The organism is uncultured Imperialibacter sp., assembly GCF_963974565.1.
In the GTDB taxonomy this organism is placed as follows: domain Bacteria; phylum Bacteroidota; class Bacteroidia; order Cytophagales; family Cyclobacteriaceae; genus Imperialibacter; species Imperialibacter roseus.
In genome coordinates this window covers 101,994-120,135 of record NZ_CAXBCJ010000018.1, presented here as the reverse complement: position 1 = coordinate 120,135, position 18,142 = coordinate 101,994, and the positions used below count along the sequence as shown (strand labels likewise).

Annotated in this window: 17 protein-coding genes; 9 read left to right on the top strand and 8 right to left on the bottom strand. The window is 45.5% G+C overall.

Going from position 1 to position 18,142, the window contains the following annotated elements; genetic code table 11:
* Positions 1-8 precede the first annotated feature (8 nt).
* Positions 9-1,085 carry an AI-2E family transporter gene (locus tag AAC052_RS21480; protein WP_339815447.1) on the top strand — a complete coding sequence of 359 codons (1,077 nt, stop codon included), beginning with the start codon at positions 9-11 and terminating at the stop codon, positions 1,083-1,085.
* Here the strand turns inward: AAC052_RS21480 and AAC052_RS21475 are convergent.
* Positions 1,082-2,287: an MFS transporter gene (locus AAC052_RS21475; protein WP_339815446.1), complete on the bottom strand. Its 1,206-nt coding sequence runs from the start codon at positions 2,285-2,287 to the stop codon at positions 1,082-1,084. The two genes, AAC052_RS21480 and AAC052_RS21475, sit on opposite strands and share 4 nt — an antisense overlap.
* A gap of 168 nt (positions 2,288-2,455) precedes the next feature.
* Here AAC052_RS21475 and AAC052_RS21470 point away from each other — a divergent pair, with 168 nt between their 5' ends.
* Entirely contained in the window at positions 2,456-3,412 is a 957-nt protein-coding gene (locus tag AAC052_RS21470; RefSeq protein ID WP_339815445.1) for a calcium/sodium antiporter, read from the top strand.
* A 1-nt stretch (position 3,413) separates the two neighbouring features.
* Here the strand turns inward: AAC052_RS21470 and smc are convergent, their stop codons facing one another.
* Complete coding sequence (smc, locus tag AAC052_RS21465; protein ID WP_339815443.1) at positions 3,414-6,971, bottom strand: chromosome segregation protein SMC; 3,558 nt, start codon at positions 6,969-6,971, stop codon at positions 3,414-3,416.
* Between the two features lie 143 nt (positions 6,972-7,114).
* Here smc and AAC052_RS21460 point away from each other — a divergent pair, with 143 nt between their 5' ends.
* Positions 7,115-7,693 carry a hypothetical protein gene (locus AAC052_RS21460; protein WP_317491357.1) on the top strand — a complete coding sequence of 193 codons (579 nt, stop codon included), beginning with the start codon at positions 7,115-7,117 and terminating at the stop codon, positions 7,691-7,693.
* Here AAC052_RS21460 and AAC052_RS21455 read toward each other — a convergent pair whose 3' ends face one another.
* Positions 7,694-8,353, bottom strand: coding sequence for a DUF4159 domain-containing protein (locus AAC052_RS21455; protein WP_317491358.1), 660 nt, complete (start codon positions 8,351-8,353; stop codon positions 7,694-7,696).
* A gap of 2 nt (positions 8,354-8,355) precedes the next feature.
* Entirely contained in the window at positions 8,356-9,012 is a 657-nt protein-coding gene (locus tag AAC052_RS21450; protein WP_339815442.1) for an HAD family phosphatase, read from the bottom strand.
* Positions 9,013-9,105: 93 nt separating this feature from the next.
* Between AAC052_RS21450 and AAC052_RS21445 the strand changes: the two genes are divergently transcribed.
* The 6 genes from AAC052_RS21445 (at position 9,106) to AAC052_RS21420 (ending at position 14,096) form a co-directional block, all read left to right on the top strand.
* A complete protein-coding gene (locus AAC052_RS21445) occupies positions 9,106-9,897 on the top strand; it encodes an MIP/aquaporin family protein (protein ID WP_339815441.1) in 792 nt (263 codons plus the stop codon).
* A gap of 41 nt (positions 9,898-9,938) precedes the next feature.
* Positions 9,939-10,349, top strand: a complete 411-nt coding sequence (mscL, locus tag AAC052_RS21440; RefSeq protein ID WP_317491361.1) for a large-conductance mechanosensitive channel protein MscL — start codon at positions 9,939-9,941, stop codon at positions 10,347-10,349.
* Between the two features lie 94 nt (positions 10,350-10,443).
* On the top strand, positions 10,444-11,217 hold the full coding sequence (locus tag AAC052_RS21435) for a hypothetical protein (RefSeq protein WP_339815440.1): 774 nt from the start codon (positions 10,444-10,446) through the stop codon (positions 11,215-11,217).
* Between the two features lie 8 nt (positions 11,218-11,225).
* The gene (locus AAC052_RS21430; RefSeq protein ID WP_317491363.1) at positions 11,226-11,831 is read left to right on the top strand and encodes a hypothetical protein; all 606 of its coding nucleotides are present in this window, start codon (positions 11,226-11,228) and stop codon (positions 11,829-11,831) included.
* Positions 11,832-12,164: 333 nt separating this feature from the next.
* Positions 12,165-13,409 (top strand): sodium:proton antiporter, encoded by a 1,245-nt coding sequence (locus AAC052_RS21425; protein ID WP_339815439.1) that lies wholly within the window; start codon positions 12,165-12,167, stop codon positions 13,407-13,409.
* A 51-nt stretch (positions 13,410-13,460) separates the two neighbouring features.
* Complete coding sequence (locus AAC052_RS21420) at positions 13,461-14,096, top strand: GPP34 family phosphoprotein (RefSeq protein WP_339815438.1); 636 nt, start codon at positions 13,461-13,463, stop codon at positions 14,094-14,096.
* Positions 14,097-14,099: 3 nt separating this feature from the next.
* On the opposite strand, the gene AAC052_RS21415 is transcribed toward AAC052_RS21420, so the two are convergent.
* The 4 genes from AAC052_RS21415 to AAC052_RS21400 form a co-directional block, all read right to left on the bottom strand.
* Positions 14,100-14,432: a hypothetical protein gene (locus AAC052_RS21415; RefSeq protein WP_317491366.1), complete on the bottom strand. Its 333-nt coding sequence runs from the start codon at positions 14,430-14,432 to the stop codon at positions 14,100-14,102.
* A gap of 4 nt (positions 14,433-14,436) precedes the next feature.
* Entirely contained in the window at positions 14,437-15,525 is a 1,089-nt protein-coding gene (locus AAC052_RS21410) for an ion channel (RefSeq protein WP_339815437.1), read from the bottom strand.
* A 72-nt stretch (positions 15,526-15,597) separates the two neighbouring features.
* Positions 15,598-17,166: an ABC transporter permease/substrate-binding protein gene (locus AAC052_RS21405; RefSeq protein ID WP_339815436.1), complete on the bottom strand. Its 1,569-nt coding sequence runs from the start codon at positions 17,164-17,166 to the stop codon at positions 15,598-15,600.
* Positions 17,166-18,131 carry an ABC transporter ATP-binding protein gene (locus AAC052_RS21400; protein ID WP_339815435.1) on the bottom strand — a complete coding sequence of 322 codons (966 nt, stop codon included), beginning with the start codon at positions 18,129-18,131 and terminating at the stop codon, positions 17,166-17,168. The genes AAC052_RS21405 and AAC052_RS21400 overlap by 1 nt, the downstream gene beginning before the upstream one ends.
* Positions 18,132-18,142 lie beyond the last annotated feature (11 nt).

Here is an 18,142-nt window from a genome sequence, read left to right as displayed (position 1 = left end):
CAAACTAAATGGCTCCTTCAGCTAAAAAAGAAATCAGTGGAATTCAACGCCAGTTCTATATAATAGCACTGATAGTCGTAGTTGTCTGGGTGCTAATGATTACCCGTGGATTACTGGTACCACTGGCCTGGGCCTCGTTTTTCGCCATTTTCATGATGCCTTTTGTCGAATGGATGGAAAGTAAACGAATGAGGAGGGGACTGGCAATTATCATAGCCGTGCTTCTGTTTACCTTGGTTATTATCGGAATCTTGGTAACTCTATCGGCACAGGTTGTGTCAATAAGCAAGGATCTCCCTTCGATTTCCACGAGGTTTTCCGCAAGCATTGCTACAGTGCAACAATTTATTGTGGAAGATCTTGGCATCGCTGATGACACGGAAGAGCTGAAGAGCATGATTGGGAGTCAGCTGGAATCTGTTGTCAAATGGCTTTTTGGAAATATTTCATCCGTTGGGCAATCTTTCTTCGATATTTTCTTAATGCCCATTTATATCTACTTTATTCTGCTTTACCGGGATCTTCCATCGAGATTCATAGAAGAGAAGTACAGCGAATCAAATCAGGTGACGATCAGGAAGGTCTTTGGCAAAATTCAAAAAGTGTTACGCAATTATATAGTCGGGATAAGCCTCTTTACCGCTATTACTGCGGCCATGGACATCATCATTTTCCTTTCGCTGGGTCTCGAATATGCCCTGTTCTTCGCCATTCTGGTGGCTATTCTTAACCTCATTCCATACGTGGGCAACCTGATTGCGATGATCATTGTGGTAGGATATGCGCTAGTAACTAAAGATTCCCTGCTTACTCCTTTGCTGATCGTTGGTCTGCTTTGGTTGGCAAACATGATTCAGGAAAATGTGATCCGACCCTGGGTGGTTGGCTCGTCAACTGAAATAAATGCCTTCGCCGTTTTCTTGTCATTTATCGTCGGAGCGCTTGTTTGGGGTGTTTCCGGAATGATACTTTTTATCCCCCTTGTGGGAATTGTCAAGATTATATTGGAAGAAGTCCCATCTCTCAATGCCTATGCCATCTTTTTGAAGGAGTGGAATGCAACACCCACCAAAAAGGAGGACTAGGCTTTCTTTTTTGCAGGCGCCAGCAATAAGAAAAACCCGATGGATGTTGCAATCGAAAGACCGCCGCAAATCCACCAAAGGGTGGTGAAATCGAATACTCTGACAATGTTTGTTCCCAAAGCAGGCGCAAGTACAAAAGCAGCCGAATAAGCAAAAGAGTACATGCCCATGTAAATCCCCCTGGTTTTTGGCCCCGATCTTTGTACGGTGTAGGTGGCCATAAACGGCATGGCCATAATCTCAGCGAAACTGATGATCAGCACGGCTACGTAGAGAATGGGCTCGCTGTGCAGCAGGTTGAGAATAATGAACGCTAATCCGTTGAGTAAACTTCCGATCATCACCAGTCGCCTGATGCTGAATCTCTCACCCACGCTGTACACAATGATCATCTCCAGCAGGAAGACGATAAACCCATTGAGTCCGATCAGTAATCCAATTTGTGACTCGGGTAGCTGGTAGACCTCTTTGTAATACAGGGGGAGGGTCATGAACAATTGAAAGAACACTGTTGCAAATGACAGCACCAAAAGAACAAAAAGTACAAATCGCCAGTCTTTCAGTGCGTTGAGAGGCGAAGAGGTGGCTTTGTTTTCATCCTCTTTTTGCTCGTTCCCTTTTTTGTTTTTGAAATAGAAGAAGAAAAGCACCCCAGCCGATATGCAGGTGATTCCATCAACGACGAAAAGTAGGTTGTAAGAGAAAGTCGCCAAAATTCCCCCAACGGCCGGCCCAAAAGAATAGCCCAGATTAATCGCCATTCTATTGAGACTGAAAGCCCGTGTTACGTTTTCGGGCCTGGCATAGTGCGCTACTGACGACGAGTTGGCCGGTCGCAGCATTTCCGACACGGCGCTCACCGAAAAGATACCAATACATAAAGGCAAAAACTCTGTCAGGTTGGCTACAAAGAAAAACAAGCTTCCCCCTCCCACAAGGCTGAAAAACTGTACCCAGAAGTGTCCTATCTTGTCGGTAAGCCACCCACCGATAAAAGCGCCGGCAATGGAGCCAATTCCGAAAAGGCTTAGCAGGATACCAGCCTGCTCTAAATCAAAGCCCAAAGAGGCTGTGAGGTACACACTAAGAAAGGGTACCACCATCGACCCACTGCGGTTGATCAGCATCACAAGCGCCAAAATCCACGCTGCCTGCGAAAGCCCACCAAAGGCATTTTTGTAAAGTGTTAAGACTCTGGTCATGCGTGTGTGTTAACGATGCGATATTCGCAAATAATTTCTTGCTGCGGGTGGAAAAGCTTCAATTATTCAAAAATTGAACTATTCGATAAAAAAATTTATCTATTCGAAGGCAATCTAGCCGTTTTTCTTCTTACATTTCTCAGCTTTTTAACCTAATTAATCGACCTTATGACTCTTCACTTTGTCCTGCTACTGGTAGGATTCGCTATCCTCATTAAGGGGGCTGACTGGATGGTTAGTGGCGCTTCATCCCTTGCTAAAAGAATCAACGTATCCAATTTGATGATCGGACTTACCGTAGTTGCATTCGGTACGTCTGCTCCGGAACTCACCGTAAACCTGTTTGCTTCGTCCAGCGGGCTGAACGACGCCATGTTCGGGAATATTATCGGGAGTAACATTTTCAATCTGTTGTTCATCCTGGGGGTTGCCGGCGTTATTTATCCATTGAGCGTACAGAGGACGACCGTGAAATACGAAATTCCTTACTCATTGTTTTCTGCGCTGCTTCTTTTCTTTCTGGTCAACGATGCCATGTTTTTTGGTGCCGATCACAATTCGCTTGGCCGGATAGATGCATTGGTGCTTTTGGTCTTTTTTGGCCTATTTATGGCTTACATCATCAGGCAAGCGAAAAACGAAACCGAGCCGCAGGAAGAGATTCAAACAATGACCTTGCTCAAGTCAGTCTTGTTTGTGTCTATAGGCATTGCGCTTTTGGTGGGAGGAGGTAAGCTTGTAACGGATCACGCTGTAGCAATTGCAGCAAGTTTCGGGCTAAGCGAAAAGCTGATCGGGCTGACCATTTTGGCAGCAGGCACTTCGCTGCCTGAGTTGGCCACTTCGGCCGTCGCCGCCTTTAGGCGAAACACAGACATTGCCATTGGCAACGTGGTGGGCTCCAATATTTTTAATATCCTGCTTATTTTGGGAATCAACGGAGGCATCCGGGAAATTCCCTATAACGCCACCCTGAACATGGATTTCTTCGTGATTTTTTTCGGATCTGTAGCGCTGCTGCTTTTTATGTTCACCTTCAACCGCAACAAACTCGACAGGGTAGAAGCGGTGATGTTTCTGGTGGCGTTTGTTGGCTACACGGGCTACCTGATCTACCGAAACTAGATCAAGCCAGCTCTCTCAGGTCAACAGGCACAACCCTAGATACCCCCTGTTCAATCATGGTGATACCGTAAATGATGTCGGTGCTTGACATCGTGCGTTTGTTGTGCGTCACAATGATGAATTGCGATTCCTTGCTGAACGTTCTGATGATGTTATTGAACTTGTCAATATTGGCATCGTCGAGTGGGGCGTCAACCTCATCGAAAATACAGAAGGGGGCCGGCTTCAGCAGGTAAATCGAGAACAGCAGCGAGATGGCTGTCAACGTCTTTTCACCGCCTGATAGTTGGTTGATGGTCAGTGGCCGCTTGCCTTTTGGTTTGGCCATGATCTCAATCGGGCTTTCCAACGGGTCGTCGGGGTTGAGCAATTTCAACTCGCAGTCGTCTTCTTCGGTGAAGAGAGATCGGAATACTTTGATAAAGTTATCCCTGATCTTCTCGAAGGCATCGAGGAAAGTTTCTCTGGCCACAGCGTCAATTTCGCCTATCGTGCTGATCAGCGACTCCTTGGCTTTGATCAGGTCATCCTTTTCTTTGATGATAAAGTCGTAGCGCTCTTTGATTTCCTCAAAGGCCTCCATGGCCATCGGGTTAATCGGGCCTATGTTGTCAATTCTGGTTTTGAACCTTGACACTTTCTCCCTCAGCTCTTCGTCGGAAATGTCGGCAAATGGATTTTCTTTTACTTCTTCGCCTTCCTCCGGCGCCTTTTCTTTGAGCAAATCATCGAGATCGATATTGAATTCGACGGAAAGCCGCTCTTTTACAGCGCTCAGCTGCAGCTTGGTTTCGTTTAGCTGATTTTGGAACTCCATCAGCATCAGGTCGGTACTTTCCCGCCGACGTTGAATCTCCCGGCTTTCTTTCTCGAGTTCATCGATAAGCCCACGGCTGCTGTAATACTCCTTTTCTGCTTCGTTAACGCCTGCTTCTATTGCTTCCCTTTCCGAGTACATCGCCACCAGCTCATCGTCATTCATCTCCGCCTTTTCCACCAGCGCTTTGATCTCTTCTTCAGTTTGTTTCAACTCGCTTTGGTTGCGCTCAATCCGCTCTTTGGAGCTTTCGTAGGTGTTTTCCTTGAAGCTAATTTCCTGGGCTATACTGGCTACCTTGTTCTCCTGCTGGTGGTACGAAATGTTCTCCTGGTTGAATGCTGCAGATTTTTGACTTAAAATTTCCTGGAAAACCTGTAATTCACTGTTTTTGGATGCCAGGTCTTCTTCGTCGCTTTTTTGAAGGTCTTGCTCACGTTCCGCTTTTGGTTGCAGTGTTCGCAGCTCTTCAGTGAGCACCTCAATCCTGTCGATAATGTCTTCCCTTTTTGTAGTGTTGGAGGTGAGCATTTTCGAAAATTGCTCCTGCTTGGTTCTTATAGAAACATACTCCTCGTTGATCTGATTCAGGTCGGGGAGGAGGGCCTCAATTTTGTCTTTCTTGCTCGATGCTTTCAACGCATTCAGGTCAGCCTGATTGCTTTCGATGCTCTGCTGAATTTCGTCGAGCTTTTTGTTGAGCGCCTTGATTTCTACAGCCAGTTTTTCCAGGTTTTTGGCACGACCTATCCTCTTTCCTTCGAAAAGCCCAACTGCCCCGCCCGAAATCGAATAGTGACGACGGGTAACCTTTCCATTTTTTGTAATGAAAATGGCGTCATCTACATCAGGAAGGTCGGTGTGGTGGTTGGTGGAAATGTAAACGTTGTCGAGAATAAAGCTGACCAGCTTCTTGTACTTGCCGTCAAACTCCACCACCTCAGTGGCGGGAATGGCATTCTGAATGATCTTGGTGCTGGTGGGTTTGAACTTGTCAAACTTTTCCAGAATGAAGAAATGGGCCTTGCCCTTGGCTGCGTCGCTCAGCAGATTGATGGCCTGGTAGGCATTAGCCTCACTTTCTACTATATAGTAGTTCATGTAGGGCTCAAGAAAATTCTCGATGGTTACCCTGTATTCTTCGGGGCAAGTGATGACGTCGGAGAGAAGGGGGGCATCTTTGCCCCAGGAAGCATTCTTTTTCAGGAATTTTATTGCTTCGGGGAAACCCTCCAGGTTCTCTACAAGCGACTTGGTTAGCGCATACTCATTTTGCCGGGCATCAAGCTTACGACTAACCTGGGTGCCTTCTTCTTTGATCACCTCCAGTGTTTTGCCAATGCTCTCAATTCTGCTTTGAACTGCTTCTTCTTCTGCCTTAAGCTTGTCGATCTCTTTTTGTCTCTCAGCTCTTAATTCACCTACTTCCTGTAGCTTGATTTCAAATTCCTCCAGATTAGCCGACTGCTCGGTCGTGTCGGATGCTGCTTTGTCCAGCTCTTGCTTGAGTGTGGATAGCTGAATTTGCTTTATTTCTAAGTCTTTTGTCAGCTGGTACACTTCTTCCCTTTTCTGGCGGAAGTTGCGGTTGAGGACATTCACCTCCTCCTGAAGTGCTGCTGTTTCAGTCTTCTGGTGATCATACTCACCTTTGAGCCGGTCGAGTTTAGCCGCTACCTCTGAAAGTATTTTGTCCGCAACCTGCTTTTCCTTGGTAAGGCTTTCAATAGAAAAGGAAGCCCGCTCGTTGCTTTTCCGATCCTGCTCTATCTGCTCTCTGAGATTTTCATTCTTGTCATTGAGGAAGCGGAGCCTTTCGTTCTTGATCTTCTTCTCACTCTCGTACGATCGTATCTTGCCTACGTGCTCATTCAGCGCTTTTTGTCGTGAGCTGAGCTGCTTTTCTTTGGCGATCAAATCGGCTTTCGACTTCTCAATAGCCGCTTCTTTCTCGGCAAGCTGCCGGTTCAGGCTTAGCTTGAGGTCATTTTCAGTTTCGATTTTGCTCTTGCCATCCCGAAACGATTGCTGATGCTTTTCAACCGTTTTCCTGGCGAGGGCAATGCTGGCCTCCTTGTACTCTTCTTTTATTTTATAGTATTGCTGCGCCTGGCGGGCCTGCTTTTCAAGGCTTTTCAGGTTCTTTTCTATCTCAAAAAGCAAATCTTCCACCCTGGCCAGGTCGGCATCGGTGTCGCTCAGCTTCCGCAGCGTTTCCTTCTTCCTAACTTTGAATTTTGAGATACCTGCTGCCTCTTCAAAAAGGCCACGCCTTGAGTTGTCTTTGTCGTTGAGGATATCGTCGACCATCTTAAGCTCGATGATGGCGTAGCTGTTTGATGCTATCCCGGTATCAAGAAAAAGATTGGAAATGTCTTTCAGTCGGCACGTAACGCCATTCAACTCATATTCGCTCTCGCCCGACCTGTAGTAGCGGCGGGTGATGGTCACCTGAGAATATTCGGTAGGAAGGAGGTTTTTGGTGTTGTTGAAGGTGAGAGAAACTTCGGCCAGGTTGGTAGGCTTTCTTTTTTTTGTTCCGTTAAAGATCACATTCTCCATTTTGTCGGAACGGAGCATGCGTGACCTTTGCTCGCCAAGTACCCAGCGAATGGAATCGACCACATTGGACTTGCCGCAGCCATTTGGACCAACGATGCCGGTGATGCCTTCATCGAAGTTGATCACCACTTTATCCCCAAAGCTCTTAAACCCCCGAATCTCAAGTTTCGTCAACTGCATGCGGCAAAAATATTCATTAACCTTTAAATGTTATCAACAAAATGGGGCTCAAAGAGGGCTAGTTATCAACATTAAGCTGATACTTGTCCTCTTTTTTGGGGCAGACAGCAAAAATAACATCCAATGACTTATATTTGAGGTATATGGATAGAGACGTCATCATTTATATCGTAATGGCCATTATTTATTTTGTGGTCAGAAACCTGAAAAAGAAGCCAAAACCAACTGAGGTTCAGGAGAGAAGGTCTCAAAGCGATGATGACTATGAAGGTCAGCAGGAGCCGACGTCCACGCCACCTATGAGTTTTGAAGACTTACTTAAGGAGCTTACCAGCGGAGGGCAGACAGCACCAAAGCCGGCTCCACAGCCCGCTCCTCAACCCAGCCGCTCTTTCGAATTTCCGTCTGACGGAAAAAACTATGAAGAAGTACATGATGAGTGGGAGGACAAGGACATTGCCACGGTGAAAGAGGGGAGCCACACCAGGCTGTTTTCTGATGAAGAAACAAAAAAGATTTATCAGGAGTCGATCCATATTGACCATAGCAAAGAGGACGAACTTTCAGCGCAGCTGGAAAGAGCCAAAAGCAGGTTCAAGGAATTTGAGATCAAAGAAGAGGACAATTCGGCATTTCGGGATGAGATAGTGGATATGCTTTCCGATCAGGACGGTGCTAAAAAAGCCATCATCCTCGGTGAAATTCTCAACAGAAAGTATTGATCAGAAGCTGGTGAAACAGTAGGCGATAATGTTGGCACCCATTTGCAGTGCCTTTTGCCTTACCGTTTCTGGGTCATTGTAGATCGTTTGGTCTTCCCAGCCGTTTCCCAGGTCGCACTCGTAAGAATAAAAGCAAACAAGCCTTCCTTCATAAATAAGACCGTACCCCATGGGGGCTTTGCCGTCGTGTTCATGTATTTTGGGCAGGCCCTCGGCAAACTGATACTTCTGGTGGTAAATGGGGTGCGAAAAAGGAAGCTCTATAAACTCCAGTTCCGGAAACACCTTTTTCATTTCGAGGCGCACAAACTGATCGAGACCATAATTGTCATCGATATGTAAAAATCCACCCGAAATGAGGTATTCTCTGAGATTGGTAGCTTCCGGGTCGGAAAACAGCACATTGCCATGCCCAGTCATGTACACATAGGGGTACAAAAAAATCTCAGGACTGCCTACATCAACAGCATCTTCGGAGGGAGCCAGGGACGTGCCCAGGGTTTCATTACAAAATTTGGCCAGGTTGGGCAGTGCAGTCTTATTGGCGTACCAGTCGCCACCCCCGTGATATTTCAGCTTGGCAATTTTCATTGTGTTGTCCTGCTGGGCGATAGCGCCGAAACTCAACATGACAAGTGCCAAAAAGGAAACTTTCTTCATAATTACTTAAAAAGAGACGTTAGCTTATCAACGGTGAGTCCGTTGAAATCGTTTATCACAAGGTCTGAATGGATGATTTCATGGGCTGGGTGGGTGGTAGCCAGTCCAATCACTTTTGCGCCAGCATTCTTTCCAGCCTCAATCCCCGACAGAGCGTCTTCCAGCACAATGGAATCTTCAGCTTTTGCACCAAGCTTCTCAGCCAGCTTCAGGTAGACCTCAGGTGCTGGCTTGCCCACGCTCACTTCGCTGCCATTTACAATTGCGGAGAAGTATTTCCGAAGGTCGAGGCCATCCAAAGTGAAGGCAATATTCTCTGGTGGTGCAGAGCTGCCGACGCCCACAGCAATCCCGGCATCCATAGCCCGGCTTAAGAAGTCGATCAAGCCGGGTGTTGGTTTCTGATGAGGGGCATATAGTTCTCTGTAAATCTCTTCTTTTTCGGCACCAAGGGCCTGAATGACATTTGGGTTTTTTTCATCAGGGAAGAAGTGGGCCATAGTAGCCGAAATTGTTCTTCCGTTGATGTGTTTTTTATACTCGACTTCGTCAAGGTGGAAGCCATGTCGCTTTGAAAACTCCATCCACGCTTTCAGGTGAAATTGGTGGTTGTCTACGATTACTCCGTCCATGTCGAACAATAAGGCGGCTGGCTTCATGTATTTGCTTGGTTAAATAGCGCTGGGCGTAAAATTAGCCGAGCGAATGGCGGTTCCAAATCATCTTCGTATATTTTCGCAAAAAGACAACACATGAACCCATACCTAGGAGAATTTATTGGCACGATGGTCTTGCTGTATTTTGGCAACGGAGTCAACGCCGCCACAACACTTAAAGGAAGTTATGCACAAAACGCTGGGTGGCTCACCATTTGTATTGGTTGGGGGCTGGCGGTTACGCTCGGCATCTATGCCGTCGGCGGAATAAGCGGAGCTCATCTAAATCCGGCCGTAACACTTGGTATGTATGCTGCAGGTGAGTTTCCAGCCGACATGATAGCAGGGTATATGCTGGCACAAATGGCAGGTGCTTTTTGTGGAGCTTGTTTAGCCTATTTTCATTTCTTGCCTCATTGGAAAGCTACAGAAGATGCGTCTGCCAAACTCGGTGTGTTTTCGACTGGCCCGGCAATAAAGAGCACAAGTGCTAATATACTTTCTGAGTTTATGGGCACTTTCATCTTAATCTTTGCGATTTTGTTCATCGGCGCTAACCAATTTACAGAGGGATTGAACCCATTGGTAGTAGGAGGGTTGATTACAGCGATTGGTTTGTCGCACGGTGGAACCACAGGTTTCGCTATCAATCCGGCCAGAGACCTGGGGCCTAGAATAGCGCATGCAGTATTGCCTATCAATGGTAAGGGAGGATCAAACTGGGGGTATTCGTGGGTACCCGTTTTGGGGCCATTGGCAGGAGGGGTAACCGGAGCGGCACTCTATAATTTCCTTTTCAATGGTCAGGTAAGTTTGTTTTTATCCATCGGCGTAATCTTTTTTGCTATTATTGTCATTCTCAGCCTGCTGGAAAACAGGAAGCCTTAGATCATCATATACCAATCTACTACTAACAAAAAATCGCAAACATGGGAATTTTAAAAGAATTCAAGGACTTTGCCATGAAAGGCAATATCATTGACCTGGCTACGGCTGTCATCATTGGTGGCGCATTCGGGAAAGTTGTGTCATCACTTGTGAATGATATACTTATGCCGCCAATAGGAGTGTTGCTCGGCAACGTCAACTTCAAGGATCTAAAAGTTGTTGTTCAGGAAGCGGTTGGTGAAAAGGCTGCAGTGACCCTTAATTATGGTATGTTCGTTCAAAGTATTGTTGATTTTGTCATTATCGCTTTTTCTATCTTCGTGGTTATAAAAGCCTACAAGCGGATGGAGAAGAAGAGAGAGGAGGCCCCTGCGCCGGCAGCTCCGCCAGCACCGACTAATGAAGAAAAGTTGCTAACCGAGATCAGAGACTTGTTGAAAGCACAAAAGTAAGCTACACTGTTAAAATTATATCGGCAGTAAGGAAACGTTGAATTGGATTCAACGTATTATCTTGCTGCCGATTCTTTTTTTAATACAAACGAGTATGCTAAAACTTCAATTGAAAGGAGCCGTTGCGCTTGCGCTGCTTTGTTTTTTAAACTCTCCAACGGAGGCACAAGCCATATTGAACAAAGTAAAATCAGCAGCGAAGAACAAAGCTGCGAACGCCATTTTTGGCGACAATGATACACCTTCCACGCCCAGTGCTTCTGAAGGTGACGAACGATCAGGGCGACCTATGAACAACACCTCGGGAGGTCTTATCACTACTCCGCCTGACGTAGGAAAAAGCATTGCAACTGCTGAGTCGTCGTTTTCCGACAAGAAGTATGGCGAAGCGAGATATGCGTTGCAGCAAGCTATAGTCGGGATCGAAATGGAAATGGGCAACAAGGTGATGGAGTCCCTTCCTAAAAAAGTAGCCGGTATAGACTTTGTGAAGGAGAGCGATAAGGTCACAAGCACGGGAATGGCCTTTGTCGGGTTGACTATTTTCAGGGAATATTACAACGACGACAAAGCAGTAGACATAACTGTTGCCAACAATTCTGCCCTACTTATGTCGGCTAATATGTACCTGACAAACCCAGCTTATACCTCCGGACAAGAGAACATCAAATCAGTAACAGTACAGGGTTTTAGGGGTGTGATGGAGTTTTCAGAATACGATGGTTACAAACTGTCGGTACCTCTCGGGCAAACAAGCATTGCAGTCATGAAAATGGTGAATTTTGCCGACGAATCAGCTGCATTAAAAGTATCGGACGCCTTTGATTTGGCAGGCATTCAAAAACAGTTGGGCGATAAGATTAACTAAGACTCAAGATGAAAAAGATATATATACTTGCATTGATCATATTAGTGGTTGGCCTGAAGGCCAGTGCGCAAAATGATTTTAGCGCATCAACAGCTACAGCAAAGAATGAGTACAAAGCGGGCAATTTGGAAGAAGCTCGGTTTGCCTTGCAGCAGTCGCTGGCTGAAGTGGATAAGGAGATTGGAAAGGAGATACTGGGGGTATTACCCAAAAGTATCGCTGGTTTTTCGTTTGTTCAAGCGAACGACAATGTATCGGGCAACTCTTCGTCTTTTGGTGGATTGTTTGTTCACCGTGATTATGGAGACACCACTAAATCGGTCGCCATTGATCTGATGGATAACTCGCCCATGCTGGCTGGTATTAACAGTCTTTTGGCCATGCCTATGATTATGAATAGTTCGGATGGCAGCCAGAAGGTGATTAAGGTGAGCGGATACAAGGCGCTTTTGCAAAGAAAAGACGCAACGCAGGCTGTGGGAGGCTACACGCTCCAGATTCCCTTCAATCAGTCACTGTTCACCGTTGACTTTGATGGGGCCTTTACAGAAAGTGAAGTGACAAGTGCGGCCAACTCCATGCCTATTTCGGAAGTAGCCAAACTGACATATTAGTTTTTTTGTGCCTTGCTCCTGATGAGGCACGCCAGTGGGTGCTTGTCTTTAGTTGGACTGTTTGTCTTCGACAAAAGCCCGGCATAGGTTAAAGCACCTATTTTTTTACATAAATTTTAATAGATAGAGGTTAATTCCATATATTTGCCCGGCGATTACCACCAATATTCCTGCAGCTTTTTATTCACCAGCAAAAAGTGGCACTTTGTTATATTGGACTCCTTTCGAAAGGAAAACGAATGGGTTCAAATAATAAAATGCCGTGTTTAAAAAGAATCTTTTCTAGATGGTATTAATATTTAATTGCTTAGACCTATCGACTAAAACAGGAGTATGGACATATTAGACCTAATCTCGTTGCTGATTTTCCTGTCAGCTGCCTTCACCCTAGTAAATATCACCTACCTAAAACTGCCGCATACCATCGGTTTGATGGCTATTGCACTTGTGATGTCTATCGTGATATTGCTGCTTGGCTTGATTTTTCCTTCAGTAAGCGACCTGGCTATCCAAATCATGGAGGATTTCGACTTCAAAGAGGTTCTTTTGAATGTGATGCTTAGCTTTCTGCTCTTTGCCGGTGCCATGTCTATCAACCTGCGAATGCTATTGCAGGAAAAATGGCCCATTTTGATTTTAGCGACCATTGGTGTGCTTGTGTCTACTTTTATAGTAGGTACGCTGATGTATTACGCCTTCACTTTTGTAGGATTTGAAATCACGCTGGTACACTGCTACCTGTTTGGTGCGCTAATATCTCCAACCGATCCTATTGCAGTGCTGGCCCTGGTAAAAAAGGCCAATCTTTCCAAAAACCTGGAAATTAAGATAGCAGGAGAATCTCTGTTCAACGACGGCATTGGCGTTGTTGTGTTCCTCACCATTATGGGAATTGACGAAAGAGGAGGAGCCGATTCGTTTGATGCAGTTGAGGTGGCTGGACTCTTCGCACGAGAAGTAATCGGTGGGTTGGGTATTGGAGCAGTTTTTGGGTACATGGGGCTTAAGCTGCTCGACTTTATTGATAATGACCATGTTGAGCTTGAGGTTTTGGTGACCCTTTCCATGGTGCTGGTTTGCGCCAGGCTTTCAGAAATGCTCCATGTATCCGGCCCGTTGGCCATGGTAATCATGGGGCTATTTGTAGGTAACGAGGGCAGGGGCGATGAGTTTGCCAGCGCTACGGGTGAATATGTTTACAAATTCTGGCATTTGCTCGATGAGTCACTAAACGCCATTCTGTTCATATTGGTAGGTTTCGAAATGATTGTTATCAGTCAAAGTTTTGTGCTCGACTATTTTGCACTTGGACTGATGTCAATTTCCATCGTGCTGGCCGCCAGGTTTATTGGCGTGGCCTTGCCGATCGGTATTATGAAGCGTTTCCGGCACTTTGAGAAAAACACCGTAGCCATCCTCACCTGGGGCGGGCTAAGGGGCGGATTATCGGTAGCAATGGCGCTTTCTCTCCCTGATTCTATCGCTGAAAAGGATCTTATTCTTTCCTGTACGTATTGTGTGGTGGTATTCTCCATACTTGTACAAGGTTTAACCATTGGAAAACTTATAAAGTCATAGTGATTTTCATTTACTTTGTAGTGTTTTTAGCATAGTAACATTAATTATAAAATGAGATTAAGTTTAGCAGAAGGACTATTGTTAATCGCCCTTGATGACAATGAGGGCAGGTTGTTAGCAGATGCCGAAAAAGGTATCATAGACGCTTTGGTAGCAGCAGGGGTTTTTGAACTGAACTTGCTGCGTAAAATTGGTTTTGAGGGGGGTAAAATTACCATCAAAGACACGACTTCTTCAGGAAACAAAATACTCGACCACATACTGAGCGGCATTGGCTCCGGGGGCAAGTCGGTAAAGGACACCGTTGTGAGCCTTTCGCCTCAAATGAGATCGCTTTATGAGATGTGTATCGACCTACTGATTGGAAGAGGTATTTTGAAGAGAGAAGCTACCCGCTTGCTTTGGATACCTATTTCTGAGCGTATGGACAATGCAAATTATGCTTACGAGAAGGAGATCAGAGACTCATTAAAGTCAATCGTATTGAAAGGAGTGAAGCCAACACCGGCCTTTGTAATTCTTGCGTCACTGCTGGGTAGCCTCGAGATTCTTGATGAGGTGTTCACTGATAAAGATGAACTTATCGATGCCATCAAGTTCGCTAAAGACTCCGTTCATTCAGGCGCACTGCCTGCTGAAGTTGCCAGTTCTTTGGACGAAGTCAAAGAGCACATTGCAGCACTGTAGGTACTATTTGATTATTTTTAGTGGTCGGCCAATAACAATGGAAGAGTCATATACAGTTGGCTCATACAAAACATCGGGGTTGTAGATGTGAATTGGGTTTCGGCAGTTGCCTTTGTGAGCCATAAAACCGAATCCTTCATGAGGGTGGTTTCTGTCCATCATCAACATTAGGTATTCACAGTTGTCGACCATGATGATAGTGAAGTGATATTCTCCCTCCTCACGAATTTCACCCATAGAGATGCTGGTCTCTGGATTAGCATCTCTGTTTTCACACCCTGCGAGTATAAGTGAAGCAAGAGTCAGCGATAGTAGTGCTATTTTGAATGTCTTCATGCGATCACAGTTTTTTAACGTAACCTTCGTCGATCTGGAAGACATTGCGGAGTGCTTCATATGATTTTTTGTTGAGGATCATAATCATATAATCCCCCATTTCTATTTTCTGCTCATCGGTGGGGTTTTTAAGGAGCTTCCGCTTGCCCCCTGCCTCAAGCTTGCTCAAACCGATCAGGATCACATTGAACCTCTTTTTGATATCAAAAAAGACTGCCTGGTAGGGCTTATTGAGGTATGGATTCTTTTCGGTTACAATCAATTGCTTAATGTCATAGTCTCCGTCACTTTCTGCAATCGACATGATGTCTTCGCTGTATTCAGCGACGTCCGGTTCAAACATGTAGCTGGCAAGTAGCTTAGAGGCTATTTCGTTTTTAGAGATTGTATTTGTCACTCCTGCCGTCAGGAACGTGTTGCGCAGGTTAGCATTGTCAAGTGTCACAACAAAGCGTAAGCTGGTGTACAGCTTTTTCAAATTCAGAACATAGACAAGTTTCTCTGTGTCATTTTCAAAATTAATGAACACAATCGAAGAGTCTTCAATATTCGCTTTCGATAACATATCGAGGTTTTGATAGTCAGCATAAAGCGTGTAGATGTTTTGCCTGGAGTTACGGTACTTCTCCTTAATAATATCGATGTCAGTGGCTTTGTCAGTGATGATGGCTACTTTTTTCCCCACCCCAACGAGTTGATCTGCAACGGCTTTCCCAAAATCGTTCCATCCAATGATAATAGCATGATCTTCGAAGGAGGTGCCGCCATAGCCCAGTTTGCTATTTTCTTTAATAGTTGTCATAAGTGTTGTGAATTGACCAATTAAAAGACCATAAATGCCCAGGCTTATAAAGAGGAATATATAGCCAATAATTCTTCCGTAAATAGTTATGGGATAGATGTCTCCGTATCCAACGGTAGTTAATGTGACTATTGAGAACCAGATGGCATTTGAAAAGTTAGTTATTGAGGCCTGAGTGCTGTCATTTTCAAATTCTACCAGCAGCGCTATCAGGATAAAATAAATTGCTAGTCCTCCTGCAATTTCAAGGCCATGCGTTATGTGTTTATTTTGTTGATCTTTAGCAGCCACTTTCGGTCGATTAGGTCGGAACTGTCTTCCGCATTTTTAAGGTATCAGGTTGTTAAAATATGACTTATTGCCCTACTGATCAAAACGAATGATATAATTTTTCAAGTCGCTTATTGTGACAATTCCAAGCTGATCAGCCAGCTCTTCTCTCATCATCAGGGCGGTAGTATTGTTGAACCCAAACGAGGGTAACATCACAACACCAAAGTCTTCTTTTAATTCACTATTTGTAAAAGTATGAATCTTTTCCGGTGATTGAAGCAAGGAGTCAATAACAGTTTTGCTGGGTTGAACGAAAACCAGCAATGCTGTGCCCGTGTATTCAGGATAAAGCTTAATGTCACCACTAAGAAAGGCGTCGAAAAGTAACTTGGTGCCACCAAAACCGAGTTTTAGGTCTGTTGGATAGCCTGTTGTGGTCTCGACGTATTCAGAGAGGAATGTTGCCAGGATATAACTTTCCGTAAAAGCTTTGGAGCCAATTACCAGTTTTTCTTTGCCGGGCAAAGCTGGGTTTTTAGCAAAAACCCCCTTCGTTACTGATGAAAGCAGGCTGTCGGCAGCCTGCTCAATGGAGAACTCATGCTGGTCGACCTTGAGGTTGAGGTACGCTATCAACTCCTTTGGTATTTTGCCGTCCAGCTTTGTAAGTGAAGCTTCCAGTAGCGGGTACTCTTTGAGTGTTTCCAGCTTCACGATGGGTGCGGCATAATAGGGAGGAAAATAACGGAGATCGTCCTCCAGTACCCGGAGGTTATAGGATTGAATTCTGCCATCTGTAGTAAAACCAGCGATGACGTCGACCTCCTGGTTTTTCAGGGCCTCGTACATCAGCGTTATTTCCAGCTCTACAGCTGGTAATTGCAGATCATAAGCTTCGCTTAGACCAGGCCAGCCATCAGTTCTGTTCATGAATTCAGAATTGAAACCAGCGACCAAACCAGCTTTATTGTCGCTTTGATTCAGGATGGACCAGGCAGGGTAAATGCCTATCACTATAGCCATTCCTGCGATAAATGGCCAGAGCCGCTTTCTCACATTTTTCTGTACAAGCGAGAGTCCATAGTCCAGAGAAATGGCCAATATCGACGCTGGAATGGCTCCAGCGAGGATCATAGGCGTAGAGTTGAGCGTGATGCCCCTAAAAATAAACTCTCCAAGCCCCCCGGCACCAATAAGTGCACATAAGGTAGCGACACCAACATTGATTACTGTGGCGGTTCTGATTCCGGCAAAAATCACAGGCAGCGCCAGGGGAAACTCTACTTTCGCCAGCAACTGATAGCGGGTCATCCCCATTGCCATGGCTGCCTCTCTGATATTTGCATCAATATTCTGAATGCCCGTGTAGGTGTTTCTTACAATGGGCAGCAATGCGTACAGGAATAACGCTACAATAGCGGGTAGCTTTCCAATGCCAAGGAAGGGGATGAAAAAACCGAGCATGGCAAGACTGGGGATGGTTTGCATAACTCCAGTGACACCAATGAAGAACCCCGCAAATTTATGATTCCTGGTGAGCGCCAGTCCAAGGCTTATGCCGGCTACGCAGGAAAGAAAAATGGATATGCCAGAAAGCCACAGGTGCTCTATTGCCTGCTCACCGATTTCGCCAACATTCTCTTTTAGAAACTCGACCATCAGTGTGCAGCCAGTTGGCTTTCTAGTTTGAGAAATGAAGCTTTTAAGTCGGCCACAGAAGCATGCCCGACAAGTCCACTATTGTCGACGATTTTTACTTGTTGATGGTCGGAATTTGTCAACGAAAATACCCGGCTAAATGGCTTTTCATCTGTATGACAAATCAACACCTCGTCTGCATAGCTTTCGGTTAATGGAAGGAAGGCGATAACTTCCGAAAGCGCTATTTCCGAAAGTTTAAGTGACCATGCATCTTCCCCAATAAAGCTCCTAACCAGATCACTTATAGAATTGAATAGCAAGTTTCTGGGAGTGGCTTTTTCGATGACTCTGCCCTCGTCAATAAGCGCTACCTCATCTCCCAGATAGAAAGCTTCTTTTACGTCGTGGGTGACCACGATTTTTGTTACTTCTTTGAAGATACCCAGGTGTTGAAAATCGGACTGTATCTCTTTTCGTATGATTGGATCGAGCGCTCCGAAAGGCTCGTCCATAAGAAGCAACGATGGATTGGCGGCGAGGGCCCTGGCTACGCCGATTCGCTGCTGCTGACCACCGCTCAACTCATGCGGGTACCTCGAAGCGAAATGCAGCGGTAGTCCCATGTGCTCCAACAGCTCCGACACCCTTGATGAGATTTTGTCTTTTGACCAGTCGATTAAAGTCGGCACAGTGGCTATGTTTTGGGCGACAGTCCAGTGTGGAAACAGACCAATGGCCTGGATCACGAAACCAATATTTCTTCTAAGTTCCTCTACCGGCCGATTGGTGATGTTTTCTCCATCAATAAGAATACTTCCTTTATCGGGTTCAATTAGCCTGTTGATCATTTTCAGGAGGGTGGTTTTTCCGGATCCGCTCTTGCCGAGTAGCACCAACGTTTGCCCTCTTGGAACAAAAAGAGAAACATCGTTGACTACAGGTTTTTTGTGGTAGAGTTTAGTAATATTGACCAGTTCGACCATTATTTTACTTT

Excerpts from the sequence above, each read along its gene's own strand:
- AAC052_RS21480 (WP_339815447.1), top strand. The coding sequence starts at position 9 with ATGGCTCCTTCAGCTAAAAAAGAAATCAGTGGAATTCAACGCCAGTTC.
- AAC052_RS21475 (WP_339815446.1), bottom strand. The coding sequence starts at position 2,287 with ATGACCAGAGTCTTAACACTTTACAAAAATGCCTTTGGTGGGCTTTCG.
- AAC052_RS21470 (WP_339815445.1), top strand. The coding sequence starts at position 2,456 with ATGACTCTTCACTTTGTCCTGCTACTGGTAGGATTCGCTATCCTCATT.
- smc (WP_339815443.1), bottom strand. The coding sequence starts at position 6,971 with ATGCAGTTGACGAAACTTGAGATTCGGGGGTTTAAGAGCTTTGGGGAT.
- AAC052_RS21460 (WP_317491357.1), top strand. The coding sequence starts at position 7,115 with ATGGATAGAGACGTCATCATTTATATCGTAATGGCCATTATTTATTTT.
- AAC052_RS21455 (WP_317491358.1), bottom strand. The coding sequence starts at position 8,353 with ATGAAGAAAGTTTCCTTTTTGGCACTTGTCATGTTGAGTTTCGGCGCT.
- AAC052_RS21450 (WP_339815442.1), bottom strand. The coding sequence starts at position 9,012 with ATGAAGCCAGCCGCCTTATTGTTCGACATGGACGGAGTAATCGTAGAC.
- AAC052_RS21445 (WP_339815441.1), top strand. The coding sequence starts at position 9,106 with ATGAACCCATACCTAGGAGAATTTATTGGCACGATGGTCTTGCTGTAT.
- mscL (WP_317491361.1), top strand. The coding sequence starts at position 9,939 with ATGGGAATTTTAAAAGAATTCAAGGACTTTGCCATGAAAGGCAATATC.
- AAC052_RS21435 (WP_339815440.1), top strand. The coding sequence starts at position 10,444 with ATGCTAAAACTTCAATTGAAAGGAGCCGTTGCGCTTGCGCTGCTTTGT.
- AAC052_RS21430 (WP_317491363.1), top strand. The coding sequence starts at position 11,226 with ATGAAAAAGATATATATACTTGCATTGATCATATTAGTGGTTGGCCTG.
- AAC052_RS21425 (WP_339815439.1), top strand. The coding sequence starts at position 12,165 with ATGGACATATTAGACCTAATCTCGTTGCTGATTTTCCTGTCAGCTGCC.
- AAC052_RS21420 (WP_339815438.1), top strand. The coding sequence starts at position 13,461 with ATGAGATTAAGTTTAGCAGAAGGACTATTGTTAATCGCCCTTGATGAC.
- AAC052_RS21415 (WP_317491366.1), bottom strand. The coding sequence starts at position 14,432 with ATGAAGACATTCAAAATAGCACTACTATCGCTGACTCTTGCTTCACTT.
- AAC052_RS21405 (WP_339815436.1), bottom strand. The coding sequence starts at position 17,166 with ATGGTCGAGTTTCTAAAAGAGAATGTTGGCGAAATCGGTGAGCAGGCA.
- AAC052_RS21400 (WP_339815435.1), bottom strand. The coding sequence starts at position 18,131 with ATGGTCGAACTGGTCAATATTACTAAACTCTACCACAAAAAACCTGTA.